Here is a 20,830-nt window from a genome sequence, read left to right on the forward strand (position 1 = left end):
ATGCCGAACGACAAGACCACCGACTACGAGACGGGCCTGCGGATCCGCAAGGAGGTGGTGGGCGCCGACCACGTCGAGCGATCCCTCGCGCAGGCCGACGAGTTCACCGGCCCCTTGCAGCAACTGGTGACGGAGTATTGCTGGGGGCGGGTGTGGGGGCGGCTCGAACTGCCGCGCGCCACGCGCAGTTTGCTGAACGTCGCCATGCTCACCGTGCTGAACCGGCCGCACGAGTTGAAGCTGCATGTCACGGGCGCGCTGCGCAACGGCTGCTCGGTGGAGGAGATCCGGGAGGTGCTGCTCCAGACCGCGATCTACTGCGGCGTGCCGGCCGCGCTGGACGCGACCCGGGTGGCGCGGGAGGCGGTCACCGCGTACGAGGCGGGGCAGCGGGGCGAGGCCGTATGAGCGGCCCGCTTGCGGAGGTGGCTCCGGGCGCGCGCGTCGGCTTCGTGGGGCTCGGGCGGATGGGGCGGCCGATGCTCGGCAGGCTGGTGGCCGCGGGTTACCGGGTGACGGGTTACGACGCCGACGCCGCCGTACGGGAACGGGTCCGCGGGGAGGTGCCCGCGGCGGACGTGGCCGAGGAGCTGACCGCCGTGGCGGCCGGAGCGGCGGCGGTGGTGCTGATGCTGCCGGACTCCGCGGTCGTGGCGGCGGTGCTGGGCGCGCTGGCCGGGCGGCTGCGGTCCGGCCAGGTCGTGGTGGACATGGGCTCCTCGGAGCCCGCCGAGACGGTCCGGCACGCCCGTTCACTCGCCGCCGCCCAGGTCGGCCTGGTGGACGCGCCGGTGTCCGGCGGGGTGGCCGGGGCGGAGTCGGGCACCCTGACCGTCATGGTCGGCGGCGAGGAGGCGGACGCCCTGCGGGTGACGCCCCTGCTGTCGCAGCTGGGCGCCCGTATCGTACGGGTCGGCCCCGCGGGCGCCGGGCACGCGGTCAAGGCGCTCAACAACCTGCTCTCGGCGAGCCATCTGCTGGCCACGTCCGAGGCGTTGGCCGTGGCGGCGAGGTTCGGCCTGGACGCGCCGACCGTCCTGGACGCGATCAACACCTCCAGCGGGCGCAGCGGTTCCTCGGAGGTCAAGTGGCCCCGCCATGTCCTCCCGGGGACGTACGACTCGGGTTTCGCGCTGCGGCTGATGCTCAAGGACGTCGGGATCGCGGTGTCGCTGGCCCGCTCGGTGGGCGGCGCGGCGCCGCATGCGGAGGAGACGGTACGGCTGTGGTCGCAGGCCGCGGCGGCGCTGCCGGCGGACGCGGACCACACGGAGGTCGCCCGCTGGGTGGCCGAACGCTCCGGCGCGGCTGCCGGGTCCGGCGGGAAGGGGTGACGATGGCGGTCGACTTCACGCAGAGCGACGGCGTCGGGCTGCTGACCCTCTCCCAGCCGGACCGGCTGAACCCGATGAACGACGCGACGTGGACGGCGATGGACGCGCTGCTCGACGAGCTGGAGGCGGGGCCCTCCGGCGGGTTGCGCGCGCTGGTCGTCACGGGCGCGGGGCGTGTCTTCTCGGCCGGCGGCGACATCAACCGTATGCGCGCGGTGCTCACCAGCGGCCGGTCGGAGGAGGAGTTCCGGCGCTCCGAGCTGGCCCGGCTGCGGCGGATCGCCGCGTCCTTGGTGCGGTTCGTGCGCCTGCCCGTGGTGCGGGTGGCGGCGGTCAACCACTGCGCGGTCGGCGCGGGCCTGGCGCTGGCCTGCGCGTGCGACTACCGGATCATCGACGAGGACGGCTTCCTCGACACCTCGTTCGGCCGCCTGGGCCTGCCCGGCGACACCGGCATCACCCACTTCCTCCCCCAGCTCATCGGCCCCCACCGCGCCCGGGACTGGCTCCTCCGCCCCCGCCGCGTCCCCGCACCGCAAGCCCTGTCCCTCGGCCTGGTCGACGAGGTCGTCCCCACCCCTCAACTCCTCCCCCGCGCCCACGAACTGGCCACGCAATACGCCCAAGCGTCCCCGCCGCTGCTGCGCTCCGTCCACCACCTGGTCGACACCCTCCCCGGCCTCGAACCAGCCCTGGAGGCCGAGGCCCAGGCCACAGTGACCTGCAAACTCTCCCCCGCCCACCGCGCGGCCGTCACCGCCTTCCTCAACCACCAGGCCCAACGCTGACATTCACCCGCCGAATCCGTACTCCAGCACGTAGGGAGCGCAGCTCCTCCTTCCCGCGGGGCGGGAAGGGGCTCAGGTGGGGAAGTCGGAGCGGGTGGGGAGTGGGGGGCCGGGGAGGCAGGGGGTTTGGGCGTAGAGGGTGACGGTGGTGAGGCGTTTTTCGAGTTCCAGGGTGTAACCCGCCTGGATCGCGCCGGTGAAGCGGGTGTCGGGGGTCGGGGTGTCGGAGCTCCAGGCGGGGAGGTGCCAGCCGTGGGCGAGGAGGTTGCCCAGGACGGTGGTGGCGTAGGCGTCGCTCGCGCCGACGGCGACCTCCGTGACCACGTGGGCCGCCCGGCCGGCCGGGCAGTTGGTGCGGACGGCGGAGTCGGGCAGGACGGAGCCCCGGCGGACGACCGCCTTCTTGCCGCCGGCCGGCATCATGGACTCCAGGTAGGCGTGCAGCTGCGGGTCCACCTCGGCGAGCGTGGTGGCGGCGGGGAGTTGCGCTCCCGCGGAGGTCGCGCCGCCGGCCTTGCCGCAGGCGGTGAGCAGGACGGCCGCGGACGCGGCGACGAGCAGGGCCGGTATGCCGGCTCTGGGAGGGCGCATGGGGATGCGGGTGCCTTTCGCTGTCCCGGGGCGCACGGAACGCGCCGGGAGTGCCACGGTGGGGTGCGCCCGCGCGAGGGGAGCGGTGCGTACCGGAGGGGCGCGCGGCAAGCTTAGGGCCGGGGGCTGACCGGCGCGTTCCACAGGCCCGTCAGGGCGTCGATGAGGCCGGAGGCCAGGGCGGACCAGGTGGGGTGGGCCAGCGGGGCGTTGTCGGCCAGGGCGCGTTCGCGCTCGACGCACATCTGGACGATGAGGTGGCGGGCCATGACGCCGCGGTCGGCCTTGACGTCGGCGGGGAGGCCGGGCAGGCACGCGTTGAGGCCGTCGAGCAGGACGCGCAGCGAGGGCGAGGCCATGGTCTCGGGGACGACGGCGTCGTAAAGCGCCGGGTCGGCGAAGACCTGCGCGTTGAAGCGGGCGTACCACGTGGGGCTGCCGAGCGCTTCGAGGTGCTCGGTGAGGGGCCGCACCATGCACGCGACCCAGTCGCGCAACTCGCCCGAGCCCTCGGTCCGCGCGACCTGCCGGACCCGGATCCGCTCGATCTGCTCGGTGTGCCGCGCGGCGATCGCCCGTACGAGGTCGGTCTTGCCGCCGAAGTGGTAGTTGACGGCCGCGGTGTTGCCCTGGCCGGCAGCGTTGCTGATCTGCCGGTTGGAGATGTTGTAGACGCCGTGCTCGGCGAAGAGCTGCTCCGCGGCGGCCAGGATCGCCTCCCGGGTCGCCGCGACCTTCTCCTGCCGGACGCCGCCCCTGCCAGACATGTCCCCACCGCCGCTCGCCGTTCGCTTCTCCCCTGCGACCTTAACGATCCGCTCGCGCCGTCCGCGCCCGCGACCTCGGCGTACGCCCCGTACTTGACGAGTGCTTGACGTACCGGCCCGCACCGCCCTACGTTTAATTCAACCGGTTTAATTAAAAGATTACGCCGGTGTCCGCGCCGGGTCCAGACGCCACGGCCGCCGCGGACGCCACAGACGCCACGACGGAGGCCCCATGTCCCCCGGCTCCACGTCCCCCGCCCCCGACGAGCCCGCGGCGGCGAAGTCGGCCGGCGTGCCCGCCGAGGGCACGGTCGCCCACGCCCGGGCCGACGCCGTCGTCGTGGTGCTGGCCTTCGCCGGGATCGTCGTCTCCCTCATGCAGACCCTGGTCATCCCGCTGGTCCCGGAGCTGCCCGACCTCCTGCACGCCTCCGCCTCCGACGCCACCTGGGCGGTCACCGCGACCCTGCTGGCCTCCGCCGTCGCCACCCCCGTCTTCGGCCGGCTCGGCGACATGTACGGCAAGCGCCGCCTGCTGCTGCTCAGCCTCGCGCTGCTGACCGCCGGCTCCGTGGTGTGCGCGCTGTCGGACACGCTCGCCCCGATGGTCGTCGGGCGCGCCCTGCAAGGCGTGTCGGCCGGCGTGATCCCGCTCGGCATCAGCATCATGCGCGACGAGCTGCCCGTCGAGAAGCTCGCCTCCGCGACCGCCGTGATGAGCGCGTCGCTGGGTGTCGGCGGCGCGCTCGGGCTGCCCGCGGCGGCGCTGCTGGCCGACCACTTCGACTGGCACATGCTCTTCTGGGTCTCGGCCGCGGCCGGCGTCGTGGCCACGGGCCTGGTGCTGGCGCTGGTGCCCGAGTCGCGCGTCCGCAGCGGCGGGCGGTTCGACGTCGCCGGTGCGCTGGGGCTGTCGGCGGCGCTGGTCTGCCTGCTGCTGGCGATCTCCAAGGGCGCGCAGTGGGGGTGGGCGAGCGGGACGACGCTGGGGCTGTTCGGGGCGGGCGCGGTGATCCTGCTGGCGTGGGGAGCCTTCCAACTGCGCGTCCCCTACGCCCTGGTGGACCTGCGGGTCGCCGCCCGCCGCCAGGTGCTCTTCACCAACCTGGCGTCGGTCTCGTTCGGCTTCTCGATGTTCGCGCTGTCGCTGGTGATGCCGCAGCTGCTCCAGCTGCCCACCGCCACCGGTTACGGGCTCGGCAAGTCGCTGCTGGTCTCCGGCCTGGTGCTGGCCCCGCAGGGCCTGGTCATGATGGCGACCGCCCCGCTCTCGGCCCGTATCACCCGGGCCCGCGGGCCGAAGGTGACGCTCATGCTCGGCACGGTCACGGTGGCGGCGGGCTATGTCGTCAACATCGCGCTGATGTCGCAGGTGTGGCAGCTGGTGCTGGTCTCCTGCATCATCGGCGCGGGCGTCGGCCTGGGGTACGGTGCGATGCCGGCGCTGGTCATGGGTGCGGTGCCGGTGTCCGAGACGGCGGCGGCCAACAGCCTCAACTCCCTGATGAGGGCGGTCGGTACGTCCGTCTCCAGCGCGGTGGCGGGCGTGGTGCTGGCCCAGATGACCCTCACCTTCGGCGCCGCGCGGCTGCCGTCCCAGAACGGCTTCCGCACGGTGATGGCGATCGGCGCGGGCGCGGCCCTGCTCGCCCTGGCGCTGGCCTCCTTCATCCCCGCCCGCCGCGCCCCCGCCCCGTCCGCCACCCCCCAGGGCACCCCGGAACCGGCACTGACCTCGGGCGACGCGACCTGACCGAGCCGCCCCGGGCTCGACGCTCCCGGCAGCCCGGCGCCGGGCCCGGGCGGGTGCCGTGCGGGGTCACCAGCCGCCGCCCCCGTGGTGCCCGCCGTCGTGCCCGTGGTGGCCGCCCCCGCCGTGCCCGTGGTGGCCGCCGCCGTACGCGTCACCGGCCGACGCGCCGCTGCCGTGGCCGTCAGCGCCGCTGAAAGTCCGGAGGCAGACGGTGTCGATCCCGGAGTAGAGGCCGCGGGTCAGCGCCTGGACGTCCCGGGCCCGGGCGGCGGCCCCGTACGCCGCCTCCACCGCGCCGGCCGGTGCGCCGGGTCGGCCGCCGGCCGCCGCGAGGGCCTTGAGCCGGCGCCGGGCGGGGAGGCCGCGCAGGCCCGGGTGGACGGCGCGCGACAGGTGCGCGGAGTGCGCCAGCACCGCGAGGACGACGTCGTGTTCGGCCTGCGCGCCGCCCGCCCCGTCCTGCGCCGCCGCCCGCAGCGAGGCGGTGACGCGCGAGACCAGGGCCCGGCGGCGTACGGGATCGACCGCGAGGATGTCATGGCGGGTCCGGCCGACGCGGTCCCGGCTGCGGTGCACCCGGACCACTTTCCGGTCGTGCAGCCGGGACAGGTATTCGGAGGTCAGGGAGCGCGGCGTGGCCCGCAGCCAACTCTCCACGGTCGCGGGCGGGTTGGCACCCTCCAGCGCACGCAGCACGCCGTCCAGCCGCCCGGTGCCGACCGGCGCCCGGTCGACCACCTCGATCCGCCGCTCCCCCACCGCGATCCGCCCGAGCAGCCCCAGCTCCGCCAACTCCGCACCCCGCAGGGCGAACCGCAGCCGCTGCGGCGACCGCACACGTATCCGCATCCCCCGCCGGCCGGGCGATATCGCCAGCAGGAGCAATTCATCCCCCATCATCACATCCGCCAGGCTACGTCCCCCCTCACCCCGAACGTCCAGCCCCAGCCCCGAACATGGCGCTTAGCCGCCACCTCACCCCGCCGCGGGAACCGCGGGACGCGCGTCACGCGTCCGTGCGGGTCAGGACGACGACGGGGATGCGGCGCTTGCCGGCGCGGTCCTGGAAGCCGGCGAAGTAGGGGGCGGTGGTGAGTTGGCGGGACCAGAGGCGTTCGCGTTCGGCGCCTTCGGCCTCGGACGCGGTCACGGCGTAGGCGTCGGTGCCGACCTCGACGTGGGCGGTCGGGGCGGCCAGCAGGTTGTGGTACCAGCCGGGGTGGTGGGGACGGCCGCCGTTCGCGGCGAAGACCACGAGGCGCTCCCCGTCGGCGAGATACATCACCGGCATCGTGCGCGGCTCGCCGCTGCGGGCCCCCGTCGTGGTGAGCAGCAGCAGCGGCGTGCCCGTGTAGTCGCCGCCCACCACCCCGCCGGCGGACCGGAATTCGTCGATGACCGCCTGGTTCATCTGCAACCGCTCGGCAGACACGCCCCGCCTCCCCCCGGCAGCCCGGCGCCGGGCCACGCGTGCCCACCCTACTGCCGGGCCGCCGGGCCCGGCAGCGGGAACGGCGGACGGGCGTACCGTCCTCAACCGGCGGGCAGCGCCTACAGGTTGGGGAGGTTCTTGATGAGCTCGAAGGGGGTGACCTGGGAGCGGTATTCCTCCCATTCCTGCTTCTTGTTGCGGAGGAAGAACTCGAAGACGTGCTCGCCCAGCGTCTCGGCGACGAGTTCGCTGTGCTGCATGAGGTTGATGGCCTCGCCCAGGTTCTGCGGGAGGGGTTCGATGCCCAGGGCGCGGCGTTCCGCGTCGGTGAGGGCCCAGACGTCGTCGTCGGCGCCGGGGGGGAGTTCGTAGCCCTCCTGGATGCCCTTCATGCCGGCGGCGAGGAGGACGGCGTAGGAGAGGTAGGGGTTGGCGCCGGAGTCGAGGGAGCGGACCTCGACGCGGGTGGAGCCGGTCTTGCCGGGCTTGTACATGGGGACGCGGATCAGGGCGGAGCGGTTGTTGTGGCCCCAGCAGATGTACGAGGGGGCCTCGCCGCCGGCGCCGGCGGTGCGCTGGGAGCCGCCCCAGATGCGCTTGTAGGAGTTGACCCACTGGTTGGTGACCGCGGAGATCTCGCCGGCGTGCCGCAGCAGGCCCGCGATGAAGGAGCGGCCGACCTTGGAGAGCTGGAACTCCGAGCCGGACTCGTAGAACGCGTTGCGGTCGCCCTCGAAGAGGGACAGGTGGGTGTGCATGCCCGAGCCCGGGTGCTCGGAGAAGGGCTTGGGCATGAAGGTCGCGTGCACGCCCTGCTCCAGCGCGACCTGCTTCATCACCAGCCGGAAGGTCATGACGTTGTCGGCGGTGGACAGCGCGTCGGCGTACCGCAGGTCGATCTCCTGCTGGCCGGGGGCGCCCTCGTGGTGGGAGAACTCCACCGAGATGCCCATCGACTCCAGCATCGTGATGGCCTGCCGGCGGAAGTCCATGCCGACGGCCTGCGGGGTGTGGTCGAAGTAGCCGGAGTTGTCGGCGGGGGTGGGCCGGCCGCCGTCCAGGGGGCGGTTCTTGAGCAGGTAGAACTCGATCTCGGGGTGGGTGTAGAAGGTGAACCCGAGGTCGGAGACCTTGGCGAGCGCGCGCTTGAGGACAAAGCGCGGGTCGGCGTAGGAGGGCGAGCCGTCGGGCATGAGGATGTCGCAGAACATCCGGGCGGTGCCGGGGCCCTCGGCGCGCCAGGGCAGGATCTGGAAGGTGCCGGGGTCCGGCTTGGCGATCATGTCGGACTCGTACACCCGGGCGAAGCCCTCGATGGCGGAGCCGTCGAACCCGATCCCCTCGTCGAATGCCTGTTCGAGCTCGGCGGGGGCGACGGCGACCGACTTCAGATAGCCCAGCACGTCGGTGAACCACAGCCGCACGAAGCGGATGTCCCGCTCCTCCAGGGTCCGGAGCACGAACTCCTGCTGCTTATCCATATCCATCCATCCTCGCCGGTCAGGCACCGCCCCCCGCCTGGTCCGGGCGGGGGATCACGAGCATTGCATCACACCGTTTCGGGTGCGTTGCAGTCACGGCTCACCCCCATAGTGCCCGCCCGGAGGGCTCATCCGAAGGTGCCGATCGCGGCGATCCGCCATGTGCCGCCCTGCCGGACGGCGTCCACCGTGAACATCGCCGCGGCGTACGTGCTGCCGGCGCCCGCCTTCGCCGTGCTGGTGTTGCGCTGGTCGGCGAAGACCAGGACGTGCGCGCGGTCGCCGTCGATCGTCGTGACGCCGGTGTCGGTCACGGTGGTGGTCAGCACGAGCTTCTGCACGGGGGCCTGCTTGCGCACCTCGGCGAGCATGGCCGCGTACTGCTGTACCGCCTTTCCGGTGAGCAGCCGCTTGGCGGCGGTGTCGGTACGGGCCGGGTCGGCGTAGTCGTACGAGAAGACGGCGTTGACGGCCTGCGCGATCTGGCCCTTGACCTCGCTGGTACGGGCGGTGTCGGTGAGGGCGGTGTTGTGCTCGGCCACGGAGTCGTGCAGGGCGGCGGTACGGCTCGCGGCGAGCGCGGCGAAGCCGCCGAGCAGGACGGTGAGCGCGGCGAGGAGGGCCGGGAGGACGCGCCTGGCCCTGCGGGGCGCCGGGGCCTCCTCGGTGGCTTCGGCTGCCGCCGTCCGGGGGGTGGCGGTACGGGGCGTGGCGGTACGGGGGCGGGCCGGCGGGCGTACGGTCCGCTCCCCCGCCGCGGGGGCCGGGGCGGCGGTGCGCTCGGCCGCCGCCGCGGAGACGGCCGCGAGCCGGCGCTGCCGGTTGATCAGGTGCCGGGTGGTCGACATGGTGCGTCGGTCCTCTCGCGTACGGCCGTCAGCGGCTCGCGGTGGGCTGCGGGGTGGTGGGCTGCGGGCCGGTGGGCGCCGCGGTGGGGCCGCCCGCCGCCGGGTCGGGGGCGCTGTCGCCCATCGGTGCCTGGCCCAGCGCGCTGAGCTTCCAGCCGTCGGCGGTACGGGTCAGCTCGCCGAGCATCCGCGACTCCTTCACCGCGGGCGCGGCCTTCGGCGCCTGGACGGTGATCCGCAGCGCGACCATGACGCTCGCCTTGCCGGTGCGGGTGTCCAGCTCGGTGACCGCGCCGGAGAGCACCTTGGCGGTGCTGGTGGTCTGCGCCTGCCGCACCTGGGCGGCGAAGTCGCTGCGGCCTTGGGTGAGTTGGGTGTGCAGGTCGCCGGTGGTGGAGGACTCCCAGATGTCCAGGCCGTGGTCGAGGTCGGTGTAGGCGAGGGTGTTGAGGTTCTGTACGGCCTGCTCGCCGGCCGCGAGGACGGTGTCGCGGGTACGGGCGAAGGCCGCGTCGTCGTCATGGGCGGCGCCGTACCAGGCCCAGCCGCTGACCGCGGCGGCGACGGCCGCGACGACGGCGAGCGCGAGCGCGACGAGCAGCACGGGGTGCCTTCCGTCCCGCCGGGCGCCGGGGCGCGGGCCCGGCGCCGGCGTCTGCGTCCGGCCGCGCTTGCGCTCGGGCCGGTCCGGGGCGGCGGGCTCGCTCCGGGCGGGCTCGGGCGGCTCGGTCCCGTCCGGCTCCTCCGGCTCTGTGCGATCGGCCTTACCGCGCTCGGTCCCGCCCGGCTCCCCGGGCTCGGAGGCATGGTCCGGGGCCGGGGCGGCGCTCGGGGGCGCGGGGTCTTCCGGGGGGTGCGGCGTGCGTGCCATCGGGGCTTCTCCTACCGGGCCTTGAGTTCCGTGATCCGCCAGTGGCCGGCCACCAGGTGGGCCTGGACGGACAGTTGGGCCGCCGCGCTGGTGGCGGCGGCGCCGGCGCGCTGGGCGGTCTGGTCGAGGAAGATCAGCAGCCGGGCCCGGTCACCGGTGAGGGAGACCACCGCGCAGCGCACGACCCTGGTGCTGAGGGTGAGTTGCTGCGCGGCCACCTGGTCGCGGATCTGCGCGAAGAGCTGCTGGTACTGCGTGGCCGCCGCGCCCTCCAGCGTGTCGTGGGCGGCCTGCTCGGTGGACCGCGTGTCCTCGGGCGTGTAGCCGAAGATCCGGCTCAGCGCGTCGCTGACGTCACCGGTGAGCCGGCTGGTGGCCCCGGTGTCGGTCAGCGCGTGGTTGCGCTCCGCGCCCGGGTCCTGCAACTGCTGGGCTGCGAGGGCGAATCCGCCGCCGGTGAGCAGCAGCGCGACGATGCCGGCGAGCGCGGCGGCCCGCCGCGGATTCCGCCGCACGACCTGCGGCAGCCGTACGTGCCCGCGCCAACGCCGCACGAGAGCCGCGGACTTGGCCGCGAGGCGGAGTACGGCCCCGGTCCCGGCGACTCGCCCGGCCCCGCCCCCGGAGCCCCCAGCCGCACCGGGCCCGCCCTCCGCGCCCTCCGCACCGCCGGCCTCCGCAAGTCCGGCCCTCTCCCCCGCCGCAGAGCCGCCGGCCTCCGCGAGGCCCGCCCCCGCCTCGCCCGGCCCGGCAGCCTCCGCCCCGGAGCCGGCGGACTCCGCAAGCCCCGCGGCAGCCGACCCCCCGGACTCGGCGGACTCCGCAAGCCCCGCGTCATCCGCAGCCGCGGACTCCGTCCGCTTCTGCTCTGTCGTCGTCACCTTCGCCACTCCCCCTCCCCTCAGCTCGCCCCGACCGGTACCGCCGTGAGGGCGGTCAGCTTCCAGCCGGTGGACGTGTGCGACAGGCCCGCCTCGAAGCGTTTGCGGTCGGTCGTGGCGGCGCCCGAGCGCGGGGTGAGGTGGACCTCGACCGTGGCGATGAGCTTGGCCGTGCCCGCCCGGGTGTCCAGCTCCGTGACCGCCGCGTCCGTGACCGTGCCCTTCGTCGAGGTGCCGGACTGCCTGACGGTCGCCGTGTCGGCGCTGTGCGTGGCGGTCATCCGGTCGTGCAGCGGGCCCGCCGTGACGTCCAGCCATGCGTCGAGGTCGGCCGCCGCGCGGCTCGCGTCCACCGTGTTGAGCCGGGCGATGTCCAGCCGGCCGTCGGCGAGCGCGGCGTCCCGCGCCTTGCCGTAGCTCAGCGCGTCGTCGCCGCGCGTGGCGGCGTACGACCACACGCCGAGCCCGCACGCCACGACGGCGGCCGTCCACGCCGCGGCCCACACCACACGCCCCGGCACCCGCATCCGCACGCGTAACCTCCTCACCGCGCCACCCCCAGCAGCCCCGCCAGGTCCGAGGGCCCACCCGGCGGCAGCGCCGGCAGCGCAAGAGCGCCCGGCAACTGCGGCCCCGCCATCGCGGGTTGAGCCGCCGCAGCCGCCCGCGTCGGCAGTACGGACCCGGGCTCCGCCGGAGCCGGGACGCCGCCGCCGCCCGGCGCATGCGCCGAGCCGCGCACATCCGTGCCGGACGAGGCCGGCTCCGTACAGCGGGCCGCGGTGTTGAAGGCGACCGCCGGCGCGCTCGTGTCCAGGCCGTTGCGGTAGGCCGTGCCGCCGTAACCGGACGTGCAGGGCAGCGGGTTGAAGAAGGTGACGGCCATGCCGAAGTGCAGCCCCTTGGAATCGACGGCGGACGAGCCCGCGGCGACGACGGCCGGCACCCGGACCAGATACTCCTCGATGCCGTTCTGCCGGGTCGCGGCGATGTCGGAGGTCGTGAGGAGGTTCGCGAGCACCACGCTGAGCTGCGGCCCGACGTCCCGCAGCAGCGCGCTGACCTGCGTGGCCGCGTCCGGCGCGGCGGTGATGAGCCGCCGCAGGTCCGCGTCGGAGGTGTCGAGTTGCGCGGCGAGTTGCTGGGCGCTGTCCGCGAAGGACCTGATCGCGGCGCCCTCGTCGGCCTGCGTGTGCAGCACCGTCTGCCCGTCCACGACGAGTTGCGTGTCCGCCGGGAGGTTGCGGTCGGCCGCGGAGATGAAGTCGCCGCTGGTGTCCAGCAGCGACTGGAGGTTGTCGGCCTGCCCGTCGAAGACCTTCCCGAACTCGTCGACGACCGTCCGCAGCGACTCCAACGGCACGGACCCGGCGAGGTTGTTGACGCTGGTGAGCAGGTTCGTGACGGGTGCCGGCACTTGCGTCGATGCCTGCTCGACGCGTGAACCGTCGTGCAGGTAGGGGCCCTTGTCGGTGCTGGGCCGGAGGTCGATGTACTGCTCGCCGACCGCCGACAGGCTCGCGACGACGGCGGTGAGGCGCTGCGGGATGTGCGGCGCGGAGTGGTCGATGCGCAGGTCCGCCTCGACGCCGTCCGGGGTGAGCCGGATGGGCCCGACCCGGCCCACCGACACACCCCGGTAGGTGACGTCGGAGTGCTCGAACAGGCCGCCGGTCTCGGGGAGTTCGACCCGGACGGTGTAGTAGTCGTGGACGCCGGCGTAGCGGCCGAGGTCGGCGTAGTGGACGCCGGTGTAGCCGAGGACGAGCACGGCGACCAGCAGGAAGGCGATGTTCTTGGCGATGGTGGCCCGGGTGAGCATCAGCGCACCCCCGTCGTGGTCACCGAGGGCAGCGGCAGCGGGAGTTGCAGCGGCAGCCGCGGGGTGGCAGCACCGCCGGACCCCTTCTTCGCGCCCGGCGCGGACTTCCTCAGCGGCACCGGGTCGTAGACGTTCTGGTCGTGCGTGAGGATCGGGATCAGCTCGGTGCCGGGCACGGCGGTCAGGTCGAGGTAGACGTTGAGGTAGTCGCCCTTGACGCCGTTCAGGACCTCGTCGGTGAAGGGGTAGGTGAGCAGCACCTGGAGCGAGTCGGGCAGGTCCTTGCCGGAGTCGGCGAGCCGTTGCAGGGTGGGCGCGAGGGCCTTGAGGTCGGCGACCATGTCGTCCTTGCTCCGGTTGACGGTGTCGACGGCGACGCCCGAGAGGGTGTCGAGGGCGCGCAGCATGGTGACGAGCGAGCCGCGCTGCTCGTCGAGGACCTTCAGGCCGGGGCTGAGGCCGGTGAGCACCGCGCCGATCTTCTGGTCGCGGGTGGCGAGCGTCGCGGACAGCTCGTTGACGCCGTCGAGCGCGTCGGTGATGTCCTGCTTGTGGGTGTCGAGTCGGGTGACGAGCGTGTCTACCTGGCCGAGCATGTCGCGCACTTGCGGCTCGTTGCCCGAAAGCGCCTTGTCCAGCTCGGTGTCGATGGTCTTGAGCTGCTGGATGCCGCCGCCGTTGAGCAGCATCGACAGGGCGCCGAAGACCTCTTCGACCTCGGGGTTGCGGTTGGTGTGCGTCTCGGGGATCACCGGGGCGCCCTTGAGCTGCCCGTGGGAGCCCTCGGCGGCCGGCGGCGCGGACAGTTGCACGTACTTCTCGCCGAGCAGGCTGGACTGCTCCAGGTGCGCGTAGGCGTTGGCGGGCAGCCGGACGTCGCCGTTGACCTTCATGGTGACCAGCGCGGACCAGCCGTCGCCGGCGACCTTGATCGAGGTGACCCGGCCGACGGCGACGTCGTTGACGCGTACCGACGCCTGCGGCACGAGGTCGAGGACGTCGGCGAACTGCGCCCTGACGGTGTACGGGTGGCCGCCGAGGTCGGCGCCGCCGGGCAGCGGCAGGCTCTGCACCCCGCCGACGGAGCAGCCGGTCAGGGCGAGGCCGAGCAGCGCAGCCGCGGCGGCGGTGGTGGTCGTACGGCGTCGGCTCATCGCGCGGCCCCCTCGGTGGTGGCGTCCCCCACGGCGGGGAAGGGCAGCGGCAGGCCCGCGGTGTCCTTGCCGGCGGGCGCGGCGGCCGTCGTCCCGGGCTGCGTCCGGGCCGCCGCCGTCCCGGATGGCGTCCGGGCCGGCGAAGTCCCGCCCCCGCTCAGCTCGTTGATGTTCGTGCGGCCGTCGATGACGCGGTGCGCCGGGTCGTAGGCGTTGAGCAGGTTGTCCGCGGCGAGCGGCGCGGTGTCGAGGAGTTCGGCGAGCGAGGCCCGCTGGTCGACCAATGTCTGCGTGAGGGGCTGGAGTTTGTCGATGCTGGTCTTCAGCCGCGCCCGGTTGGTGTCGATGAACGACTTGACCTGGCCGAGCGCGGTGGACAACTGCTGGAGCGCGCCGCCGAGATCCTGCTTGTCGGCGGCCAGGAAGCCGGTGACGGTGGCGAGTTGGTCGGCGGCGGCCTTCACCTTGCCGTCGTTGGTCTTGAGCATGCCGGTGAAGGACTGGAGGTAGGCGAGGTTGGCGAACAGGTCGTCGCTGTGGCTGTCGAGGGTCTTCGACGCCTGGCCGAGCTGGGTGATGCTGTCGCCGATGGCCTTGCCGTTGCCGTCGAGGTTCGCCGCTCCCACGTCGAGGAGCTGGGAGAGCGCGCCGGTGGTGTTGGCGCCGTTCGGGCCGAGGGCGTCGCTGAGCTGGGTGACGCTGTCGTAGAGCTGGTCGATCTCGACGGGTGTCGCGGTGTGGGCCGCGGTGATGACGGCGTGGTCCTTGATCTGCGGGCCGCCGGTGTAGGCGGGGGTGAGCTGGACGTAGCGGTCGGCGACGACGCTGGGGGCGACGACGACGGCGCCGGCGTCCGCGGGCACCTTGACGCCGTGGTCGAGCCGCAGCCGCACCTCGACCTGCGTGCCCCGGGGCGTCACCGCTTCGACCCGGCCCACCGTGACGCCGAGGATGCGCAGGTCGGAGCCCTTGTAGACGCCGACCGTACGGTCGAAGTAGGCGGTGATGTGCTTGCCGCCGGGCCCACCGAAGGCGGCGAAGCCGGCGGTGACGGCGCCGGCGGCGACCAGCGCCAGGACGACGGCGGTCACCAGTACGCGGGCCGGGATGCCGCGCGGGATCCTCACTTGGCTCCTCCCGTCGCCTTGGGCGGCAAGCAGCCCTGCGCGGGCGGGGTGCCGGCAGGCAGGTAGCTCTTGGGCAGCAGCCCGCACAGGTAGCTGTCGAACCAGCGGCCGTTGCCGAGGGTGTTGCCGACCAGCCGGTAGTAGGGGCCGGCGAGCGCGAGGGCCTGGTCGAGGCTGGACTGGTTGGCGAGCAGGACGTCCGTGACCCGGTCGAGGGCGTCGAGGGTCGGGCCGAGCTGCCGGTTGTTGTCGGCGACCAGGCCGCTGAGCTGGGTGCCGAGGTCCTGGGTGCCGGTGAGCAGCGCGTGGATGGCGTCGCGGCGCTGCTGGATCTCGCCGAGCAGCAGGTCGCCGTCGGAGATGAGGCTCTGGAAGCGGCTGTTCTGGCCGGCGATGGTCTGGGTGAGCTGCTTGCTGCCGCTGAGGAGCTGGGCGAGTGCGGCGTCCCGGCTGGAGATGGTCTGCGACAGCGCGGACAGTCCGTCGGCGGCGCTGCGCACGGAGGCCGGGGTGTCCTTGAAGGTGTCGGAGAGGGTCCGGAAGCTCGCCGCGAGCTGCTGGGTGTCGATGGCGCCGAGCGTCTGTCCCAGCCCGTCGAAGGCCTGGGTGACGTCGTACGGGGAGGTGGTGCGGCTCTTGGGGATGGTGCGGCCGGGGTCCTGCTCACGGCTGCCGAGCGGGTCCAGGGCCAGGTATTTCTCGCCGAGCAGCGTCTTGATGCCGATGGCGGCGGTGCTGGCGTCGCCGACCCAGGTGTGCCGGACCTTGAAGGTGACCTCGACCTGGTCGCCGTCGAGCGCCACGCCCGTCACCTTGCCGACCTTGACGCCGGCGACGCGTACTTCGTTGCCGGTCCGCAGGCCCGCGGCTTCGGTGAAGTCGGCGGAGTAGGTGGTGCCGCCGCCGATGACGGGCAGCGCGTCGGCGTTGTAGGCGACGAGCGCGAGCAGCACGAGCACCAGCAGCCCGGCGGCGCCCACGGCGACGGGGTTGCGCTCGCGCAGCGGCCGGAAGAGGGGCCGGCCGCGGTCGGCGCGGTCCCGGCGCAGCCGCCCCGGCCGTACAGAGCGCGGGAGTTGCGGGAGATGCGGGCGGTTCATGACCGGCACCTCGATTCGGTGATCGCTATGCCGGTCGGCGGCGCGCTGCCGTCGGAGGTGGTGACGCCGCCGACGGTGGCCTGGCACAGGTAGAGGTTGAGCCAGGAGCCGTAGGACGACAGCCGCCCGATGGCCTGGAATTTCTGCGGGGTCTTGACCAGGAAGTCCTGCAACTGGGGTGTGGCGTCACCGAGGTTGGTGGAGAGCCTGCCGAGCTGGGCGATGGACTGCTTGAGCGGTGCGCGTCCCTGCGTCAGCAGGTCCGCGGTGCTGGTGGTGAGTCGGGAGATCGCGGTGATGGACTGGCCGATGGGCTCGCGGTCGCCGGCGAAGCCGGTGACGAGCTGCTGGAGGGTGGTGACGAGGTCGTTGAAGTTCGCCTCGCGGGAGTTGACGGTGGCGAGCACGCTGTTGAGGTTGTCGATGACCTGGCCGATGACCTGGTCCTTGGCGGCCAGCGTGGTGGTGAGCGAGCCGATGCTGCCGATGAGGCTGTCGACGGTGCCGCCCTCGCCCTGGAGCACCTGGACGATCTCGCCGGCGAGTTGGTTGACCTCTTTGGGCGACAGGCCCTCGAAGAGCGGCTGGAAGCCGTCGAAGAGCTGGGTGAGGTCCAGCGCGGGTGTGGTGTGGTCGAGCGGGATGGTCTGGCCGGGTTGCAGGGTCCGGCCGACCGGCCCGGTGCCCTGCTCCAGGTCGATGTAGCGCTGGCCGACCAGGTTGAGGTACTTGATGGTCAGGCTCGCGGACTGCGGCAGGGTGCGTTCGCGCTGCACGGAGAAGTGCACTTTGGCGAGGTTGTGCCGGTAGACGGTGATGGAGTCGACCTGGCCGACCTTGACACCGGCGATGCGTACGCTGTCGCCGGACATCAGGCCGGTGGTGTCGGTGAACAGCGCGTTGTAGCCGCGGGTGTCGCCGACGCCGGCGCCGGCGATGCTGACCGCGAGCACGGTGGTGGCGAGCGCGGTGACCAGGACGAAGATCAGCGACTTGACGATGGGGCCGGTCAGGCTGCGGCGCTTCACTCGACGGTCACCTCCGCCCCGCGGAAGACCGGCCCGGTCAGCAGGCTGCCCCAGTCGGGCAGCGCGGCGGGGTCGGTGCCGGCGCCCGGCGCGAGGAGTTCGTTGATCAGCTCGTTCTCCTGCGGGGAGTTGGCCGTGGGGGTGGTGCCCTTGCCGGTGTACGGCACGGGGTAGCACTGCGGGCCGCCGCTCGCGTCGTAGCGCGGGGTGTCCTTGCCGGGCTGGTAGGCGCCGCGCGAGGCGACGCTGGTGACGTCGACATGCAGGCCGGGCTCGTGGGTGCCCTTGCCGAGGGCCTTGTCCATGACGGGCACGAAGTCGGCGAGGGTGCGCAGGGTGCACGGGAATGACGGGGCGTACTGCGCGAGCAGGCCGAGGGTGCCGCGGCTGCCGGCGGCCAGGCGGATGAGGTTGGGGCTGTTCTGCCGCAGGTAGGTGGTGAGGTCCTGGGCGGTGCCGGTCGTGGTGCCGTAGAGCGTGTCGAGGCCGGCGCGCTCCTCGGCGATGGTGCCGCTGGTCCTGGTCAGGTCGGTGAGGGCCTGCACGAGGTCGGGGGCGGCGTCGGCGTAGACGTGGCTGACGGTGACGAGCTGCTTGATGTCGTCGGTGAGGGCGGGCAGTTCGGGGTTGAGCTTGCGCAGGTAGGTGTCGAGGTCGACCAGCGTGGTGCCGAGCTGCGTGCCGCGGCCGTCGAGGGCGGTGGCGACGGCGCCGAGGGTCGCGGCGAGTTTCTGCGGCTGGACGGCGGTCAGCAGCGGCATGACGTTGTCGAGGACCTGCTGCAGCTCGACGGCGTCCTTCGAGCGGTCCTGCGGGATGGTGCCGCCGGCCCGCAGCGTGGCGCCGCCGGGCCGGGCGCCGGCGGGCGGCACGAGGGCGACGTAGCGGGCGCCGAAGAGGGTGGTGGGCAGCATCTGGGCGGTGACGCCGGCGGGGATGCGGCGCAGCTGGTCCCTGTCGACGGCGAGGGTGAGCCGGGCGCCCTGCCCGTCGGCGTGGATGGCGCTGACCCGGCCGACGACGACACCGCGGACCTTGACGTCGGCGCCGGGGTGCATCTCGTTGCCGACGCTGCCGGTCAGCACGGTCAGCGTCGCGTCGTCGCTGAAGTCCTTGTCGTAGACGGCCACCGCGAGCCACGCCAGCAGCGCGGGCACCAGCAGGAAGACGATGCCGGCGGTGCGCCGGCCGGCCCGTCCGGCGTTCATCCGGCCACCCGCACGGTCGTGGTGGCGCCCCACAGCGCAAGCGACAGGAAGAAGTCGGTCACCGAGATGATGACGATGGCGTTGCGCACCGACCGGCCGACCGCGATGCCGACGCCGGCCGGGCCGCCCTTGGCGGTGTAGCCGTAGTAGCAGTGCGCGAGGATCACGATGACGCTGAAGATCAGCACCTTCAGGGCGGACAGCAGCACGTCGGTGGGCGACAGGAAGAGGGTGAAGTAGTGGTCGTAGGTGCCCGGTGACTGGCCGTTGAAGAAGACGGTCACCAGCCGGGAGGCGGCGTAGCTGCTGAGCAGGCCGACGCCGTACAGCGGCACGATCGCCACGACGCCGGCGATGATGCGGGTGCTGACCAGGTACGGCATGGAGCGGATGCCCATGCCCTCCAGGGCGTCGACCTCCTCGTTGATGCGCATGGCGCCGAGTTGGGCGGTGAAGCCGGCGCCGACGGTGGCCGACAGGGCGAGGCCGGCCACCAGCGGGGCGATCTCGCGGGTGTTGAAGTAGGCGGAGATGAAGCCGGTGAAGGCGGCGGTGCCGAGCTGGTTCATGGCCGCGTAGCCCTGGAGGCCGACGACGGTGCCGGTGGCGAGCGTCATGCCGATCATCACGCCGACGGTGCCGCCGATGACGCCGAGCCCGCCGCTGCCGAACGCGACCTCGGCGAGCAGGCGTTGGACCTCCCGCAGGTAGCGGCGCAGGGTGCGGGGGATCCACAGCACGGCAGTGACGTGGAAGATGAAGTGGTCGCCGGTCTCGTCGAGCCAGCGCAGGGGGCGGTCGAGCAGTGCCATCGGCTCAGGCCCCCTTCTGCGGGACGAGTTGCAGGTAGATCGCGGTGATCACGACGTTGACGACGAACAGCAGCAGGAAGGTGATGACGACGGACTGGTTGACGGCGTCGCCGACGCCCTTGGGCCCGCCGCGGGGGTTGAGGCCGCGGTAGGCGGCGACGATGCCGGCGATGAAGCCGAAGACCAGCGCCTTGATCTCGCTGATGTAGAGGTCGGGCAGCTGGGCGAGCGAGGAGAAGCTGGACAGGTAGGCGCCCGGAGTGCCGTGCTGGATCACGACGTTGAAGAAGTAGCCGCCGGCGGTGCCGACGACCGACACCAGGCCGTTGAGCAGCACCGCGACCAGCATGGTGGCCAGCACCCGTGGCACGACGAGGCGTTGGACGGGCGAGACGCCCATGACCTCCATCGCGTCCAGCTCCTCGCGGATCTTGCGCGAGCCGAGGTCGGCGCAGATGGCGCTGCCGCCGGCGCCGGCGATGAGCAGCGCCACGATGAGCGGGCTGGCCTGCTGGATGACGGCGAGGACGCTGGCGCCGCCGGTGAAGGACTGCGCGCCGAGCTGCTGGGTGAGCGAGCCGACCTGGAGGGCGATGACGGCGCCGAACGGGATCGACACCAGCGCGGCGGGCAGGATCGTCACGCTGGCCACGAACCAGAACTGCTCGATGAGCTCGCGGACCTGGAAGGGCCGCCGGAAGGTGTCCCGGACGGTGGTCGCGGCGAGCGTCATGAGCTGCCCGGTCTGCCGCAGCGCGCCGGTGCCGGGGATCTCCCGCCGCCCGGCCGGGCCGCGGCGCCGCGCGGGGTCGCGCAGCCGTACCGGAGCGCTCATGCCGGCTCTCCCTGTACGGGGCTCAGGCCGGTCTGCGCGGCGGTGCGGGCGGCGGCGGGCAGCTGGTCCCACATGCCCAGCACCCGCGCCCGGCGCCGCTGCACGGCCTGCCGCGGCGGCAGGCCGGGGCTCGGCTCCAGCTGCGGTACGAGCCGGGTCGGCGGGGGCGGCGCGGTGGCGGTCCCGGCGAGCTGCTCGGCGGCGAGGGTGGCCTCGTCCTTCTCCTCGGCCATGCCGATGGGGCCTTCGCGACGGCCGCTGAGGAACTGCCGTACGACCGGGATGTCGCTGGTCAGCAGCACCTCGCGGGGGCCGAAGGCGACCAGCTCGCGGCGGAAGAGCATGCCCATGTTGTCGGGCACGGTCGCGGCGATGTCGAGGTTGTGGGTGACGATGAGCATGGTCGCGTCGATCTGCGCGTTGAGGTCGATCAGCAGCTGCGAGATGTAGGAGGTGCGCACCGGGTCCAGGCCGGAGTCGGGTTCGTCGCACAGGATGATCTGCGGGTCCAGGACCAGGGCGCGGGCGAGCCCGGCGCGTTTGCGCATGCCGCCGGAGATCTCGCCGGGGAGCTTGGCCTCGGAGCCGAGCAGGCCGACCATGTCCATCCGCTCCATGACGACGCGGCGGATCTCGCTCTCCTTCTTGCGGGTGTGCTCGCGCAAGGGGAAGGCGATGTTGTCGAAGAGGTTCATGGAGCCGAACAGGGCGCCGTCCTGGAACATCAGGCCGAACAGCTTGCGGGTGCGGTAGATGTCGCGCTCACTGCCGCCCACCATGTCGACGCCGTCGACGAGGACCCGGCCGCGTTCGGGCTTGAGCAGCCCGATGAGCGACTTGAGGAAGACGGTCTTGCCGGTGCCGGAGGGGCCCAGCATGACGCTGACCTCGCCGGGCGGCAGGGTGAGCGTGACGTCCTGCCAGACGGTCTGCTTGCCGAAGGACTTCGTCAGTCCTTCGACGGTCACTTCGATTCCCACGGGGCGCACCTCCTTGGG

General features: G+C 73.1%; 22 protein-coding genes. 4 read left to right on the plus strand and 18 right to left on the minus strand.

Annotated features, from left to right (window positions below; translation table 11 throughout):
• Genes HCN08_RS14780 through HCN08_RS14790 form a run of 3 tightly spaced genes read left to right on the plus strand, consistent with a single transcriptional unit; the run spans position 1 to position 2,122 of the window.
• Entirely contained in the window at positions 1-408 is a 408-nt protein-coding gene (locus HCN08_RS14780; RefSeq protein WP_167983517.1) for a carboxymuconolactone decarboxylase family protein, read from the plus strand.
• Positions 405-1,334 carry an NAD(P)-dependent oxidoreductase gene (locus tag HCN08_RS14785; protein ID WP_167983518.1) on the plus strand — a complete coding sequence of 310 codons (930 nt, stop codon included), beginning with the start codon at positions 405-407 and terminating at the stop codon, positions 1,332-1,334. Before HCN08_RS14780 ends, HCN08_RS14785 begins: the two co-directional genes overlap by 4 nt.
• A gap of 2 nt (positions 1,335-1,336) precedes the next feature.
• On the plus strand, positions 1,337-2,122 hold the full coding sequence (locus HCN08_RS14790; protein ID WP_167983519.1) for an enoyl-CoA hydratase/isomerase family protein: 786 nt from the start codon (positions 1,337-1,339) through the stop codon (positions 2,120-2,122).
• A 72-nt stretch (positions 2,123-2,194) separates the two neighbouring features.
• Here the strand turns inward: HCN08_RS14790 and HCN08_RS14795 are convergent, their stop codons facing one another.
• Together HCN08_RS14795 and HCN08_RS14800 are read right to left on the minus strand one after the other, a co-directional pair.
• A complete protein-coding gene (locus tag HCN08_RS14795; protein WP_167983520.1) occupies positions 2,195-2,713 on the minus strand; it encodes a hypothetical protein in 519 nt (172 codons plus the stop codon).
• Positions 2,714-2,826: 113 nt separating this feature from the next.
• Complete coding sequence (locus HCN08_RS14800) at positions 2,827-3,480, minus strand: TetR/AcrR family transcriptional regulator (RefSeq protein WP_167983521.1); 654 nt, start codon at positions 3,478-3,480, stop codon at positions 2,827-2,829.
• 232 nt (positions 3,481-3,712) lie between these two features.
• Here HCN08_RS14800 and HCN08_RS14805 point away from each other — a divergent pair, with 232 nt between their 5' ends.
• Positions 3,713-5,233: an MFS transporter gene (locus HCN08_RS14805; RefSeq protein WP_167983522.1), complete on the plus strand. Its 1,521-nt coding sequence runs from the start codon at positions 3,713-3,715 to the stop codon at positions 5,231-5,233.
• Positions 5,234-5,299: 66 nt separating this feature from the next.
• Here HCN08_RS14805 and HCN08_RS14810 read toward each other — a convergent pair whose 3' ends face one another.
• The 16 genes from HCN08_RS14810 to HCN08_RS14885 all read right to left on the minus strand — a co-directional run bounded on the left by HCN08_RS14810 (position 5,300) and on the right by HCN08_RS14885 (position 20,812).
• Complete coding sequence (locus HCN08_RS14810; protein WP_240970110.1) at positions 5,300-6,133, minus strand: GOLPH3/VPS74 family protein; 834 nt, start codon at positions 6,131-6,133, stop codon at positions 5,300-5,302.
• 106 nt (positions 6,134-6,239) lie between these two features.
• Complete coding sequence (locus HCN08_RS14815) at positions 6,240-6,665, minus strand: nitroreductase/quinone reductase family protein (protein ID WP_322974451.1); 426 nt, start codon at positions 6,663-6,665, stop codon at positions 6,240-6,242.
• 119 nt (positions 6,666-6,784) lie between these two features.
• Complete coding sequence (locus HCN08_RS14820) at positions 6,785-8,146, minus strand: glutamine synthetase family protein (protein WP_167983524.1); 1,362 nt, start codon at positions 8,144-8,146, stop codon at positions 6,785-6,787.
• 128 nt (positions 8,147-8,274) lie between these two features.
• Positions 8,275-8,994: a nuclear transport factor 2 family protein gene (locus tag HCN08_RS14825; RefSeq protein ID WP_167983525.1), complete on the minus strand. Its 720-nt coding sequence runs from the start codon at positions 8,992-8,994 to the stop codon at positions 8,275-8,277.
• Positions 8,995-9,022: 28 nt separating this feature from the next.
• A complete protein-coding gene (locus HCN08_RS14830) occupies positions 9,023-9,595 on the minus strand; it encodes a hypothetical protein (protein WP_240970111.1) in 573 nt (190 codons plus the stop codon).
• Positions 9,596-9,876: 281 nt separating this feature from the next.
• Complete coding sequence (locus tag HCN08_RS14835; protein ID WP_167983526.1) at positions 9,877-10,746, minus strand: hypothetical protein; 870 nt, start codon at positions 10,744-10,746, stop codon at positions 9,877-9,879.
• Between the two features lie 20 nt (positions 10,747-10,766).
• Entirely contained in the window at positions 10,767-11,273 is a 507-nt protein-coding gene (locus tag HCN08_RS14840; RefSeq protein WP_167983640.1) for a hypothetical protein, read from the minus strand.
• Positions 11,274-11,290: 17 nt separating this feature from the next.
• Positions 11,291-12,568, minus strand: coding sequence for an MCE family protein (locus HCN08_RS14845; protein ID WP_167983527.1), 1,278 nt, complete (start codon positions 12,566-12,568; stop codon positions 11,291-11,293).
• On the minus strand, positions 12,568-13,722 hold the full coding sequence (locus tag HCN08_RS14850; protein WP_167983528.1) for an MCE family protein: 1,155 nt from the start codon (positions 13,720-13,722) through the stop codon (positions 12,568-12,570). Before HCN08_RS14850 ends, HCN08_RS14845 begins: the two co-directional genes overlap by 1 nt.
• Complete coding sequence (locus HCN08_RS14855) at positions 13,719-14,849, minus strand: MCE family protein (protein WP_167983529.1); 1,131 nt, start codon at positions 14,847-14,849, stop codon at positions 13,719-13,721. The genes HCN08_RS14850 and HCN08_RS14855 overlap by 4 nt, the downstream gene beginning before the upstream one ends.
• Positions 14,846-15,949, minus strand: coding sequence for an MCE family protein (locus HCN08_RS14860; protein WP_167983530.1), 1,104 nt, complete (start codon positions 15,947-15,949; stop codon positions 14,846-14,848). Before HCN08_RS14860 ends, HCN08_RS14855 begins: the two co-directional genes overlap by 4 nt.
• The gene (locus HCN08_RS14865; protein ID WP_167983531.1) at positions 15,946-16,977 is read right to left on the minus strand and encodes an MCE family protein; all 1,032 of its coding nucleotides are present in this window, start codon (positions 16,975-16,977) and stop codon (positions 15,946-15,948) included. Before HCN08_RS14865 ends, HCN08_RS14860 begins: the two co-directional genes overlap by 4 nt.
• Positions 16,974-18,185 carry an MCE family protein gene (locus tag HCN08_RS14870; RefSeq protein WP_167983532.1) on the minus strand — a complete coding sequence of 404 codons (1,212 nt, stop codon included), beginning with the start codon at positions 18,183-18,185 and terminating at the stop codon, positions 16,974-16,976. The genes HCN08_RS14865 and HCN08_RS14870 overlap by 4 nt, the downstream gene beginning before the upstream one ends.
• Entirely contained in the window at positions 18,182-18,997 is an 816-nt protein-coding gene (locus HCN08_RS14875; protein ID WP_167983533.1) for an MlaE family ABC transporter permease, read from the minus strand. Before HCN08_RS14875 ends, HCN08_RS14870 begins: the two co-directional genes overlap by 4 nt.
• A gap of 4 nt (positions 18,998-19,001) precedes the next feature.
• Entirely contained in the window at positions 19,002-19,730 is a 729-nt protein-coding gene (locus HCN08_RS14880; protein WP_167983641.1) for an MlaE family ABC transporter permease, read from the minus strand.
• Positions 19,731-19,828: 98 nt separating this feature from the next.
• The gene (locus HCN08_RS14885) at positions 19,829-20,812 is read right to left on the minus strand and encodes an ABC transporter ATP-binding protein (protein ID WP_167983534.1); all 984 of its coding nucleotides are present in this window, start codon (positions 20,810-20,812) and stop codon (positions 19,829-19,831) included.
• Positions 20,813-20,830 lie beyond the last annotated feature (18 nt).

Origin of the sequence: Actinacidiphila epipremni (assembly GCF_012034175.1) — a bacterium.
GTDB classification, from domain to species: domain Bacteria; phylum Actinomycetota; class Actinomycetes; order Streptomycetales; family Streptomycetaceae; genus Actinacidiphila; species Actinacidiphila epipremni.

Bases quoted from the DNA above. Each gene is read 5' to 3' on its own strand.
- HCN08_RS14780 (WP_167983517.1), top strand. From the start codon at position 1: ATGCCGAACGACAAGACCACCGACTACGAGACGGGCCTGCGGATCCGC.
- HCN08_RS14785 (WP_167983518.1), top strand. From the start codon at position 405: ATGAGCGGCCCGCTTGCGGAGGTGGCTCCGGGCGCGCGCGTCGGCTTC.
- HCN08_RS14790 (WP_167983519.1), top strand. From the start codon at position 1,337: ATGGCGGTCGACTTCACGCAGAGCGACGGCGTCGGGCTGCTGACCCTC.
- HCN08_RS14795 (WP_167983520.1), bottom strand. From the start codon at position 2,713: ATGCGCCCTCCCAGAGCCGGCATACCGGCCCTGCTCGTCGCCGCGTCC.
- HCN08_RS14800 (WP_167983521.1), bottom strand. From the start codon at position 3,480: ATGTCTGGCAGGGGCGGCGTCCGGCAGGAGAAGGTCGCGGCGACCCGG.
- HCN08_RS14805 (WP_167983522.1), top strand. From the start codon at position 3,713: ATGTCCCCCGGCTCCACGTCCCCCGCCCCCGACGAGCCCGCGGCGGCG.
- HCN08_RS14810 (WP_240970110.1), bottom strand. From the start codon at position 6,133: ATGATGGGGGATGAATTGCTCCTGCTGGCGATATCGCCCGGCCGGCGG.
- HCN08_RS14820 (WP_167983524.1), bottom strand. From the start codon at position 8,146: ATGGATAAGCAGCAGGAGTTCGTGCTCCGGACCCTGGAGGAGCGGGAC.
- HCN08_RS14825 (WP_167983525.1), bottom strand. From the start codon at position 8,994: ATGTCGACCACCCGGCACCTGATCAACCGGCAGCGCCGGCTCGCGGCC.
- HCN08_RS14840 (WP_167983640.1), bottom strand. From the start codon at position 11,273: ATGCGGGTGCCGGGGCGTGTGGTGTGGGCCGCGGCGTGGACGGCCGCC.
- HCN08_RS14845 (WP_167983527.1), bottom strand. From the start codon at position 12,568: ATGCTCACCCGGGCCACCATCGCCAAGAACATCGCCTTCCTGCTGGTC.
- HCN08_RS14850 (WP_167983528.1), bottom strand. From the start codon at position 13,722: ATGAGCCGACGCCGTACGACCACCACCGCCGCCGCGGCTGCGCTGCTC.
- HCN08_RS14860 (WP_167983530.1), bottom strand. From the start codon at position 15,949: ATGAACCGCCCGCATCTCCCGCAACTCCCGCGCTCTGTACGGCCGGGG.
- HCN08_RS14870 (WP_167983532.1), bottom strand. From the start codon at position 18,185: ATGAACGCCGGACGGGCCGGCCGGCGCACCGCCGGCATCGTCTTCCTG.
- HCN08_RS14875 (WP_167983533.1), bottom strand. From the start codon at position 18,997: ATGGCACTGCTCGACCGCCCCCTGCGCTGGCTCGACGAGACCGGCGAC.
- HCN08_RS14880 (WP_167983641.1), bottom strand. From the start codon at position 19,730: ATGACGCTCGCCGCGACCACCGTCCGGGACACCTTCCGGCGGCCCTTC.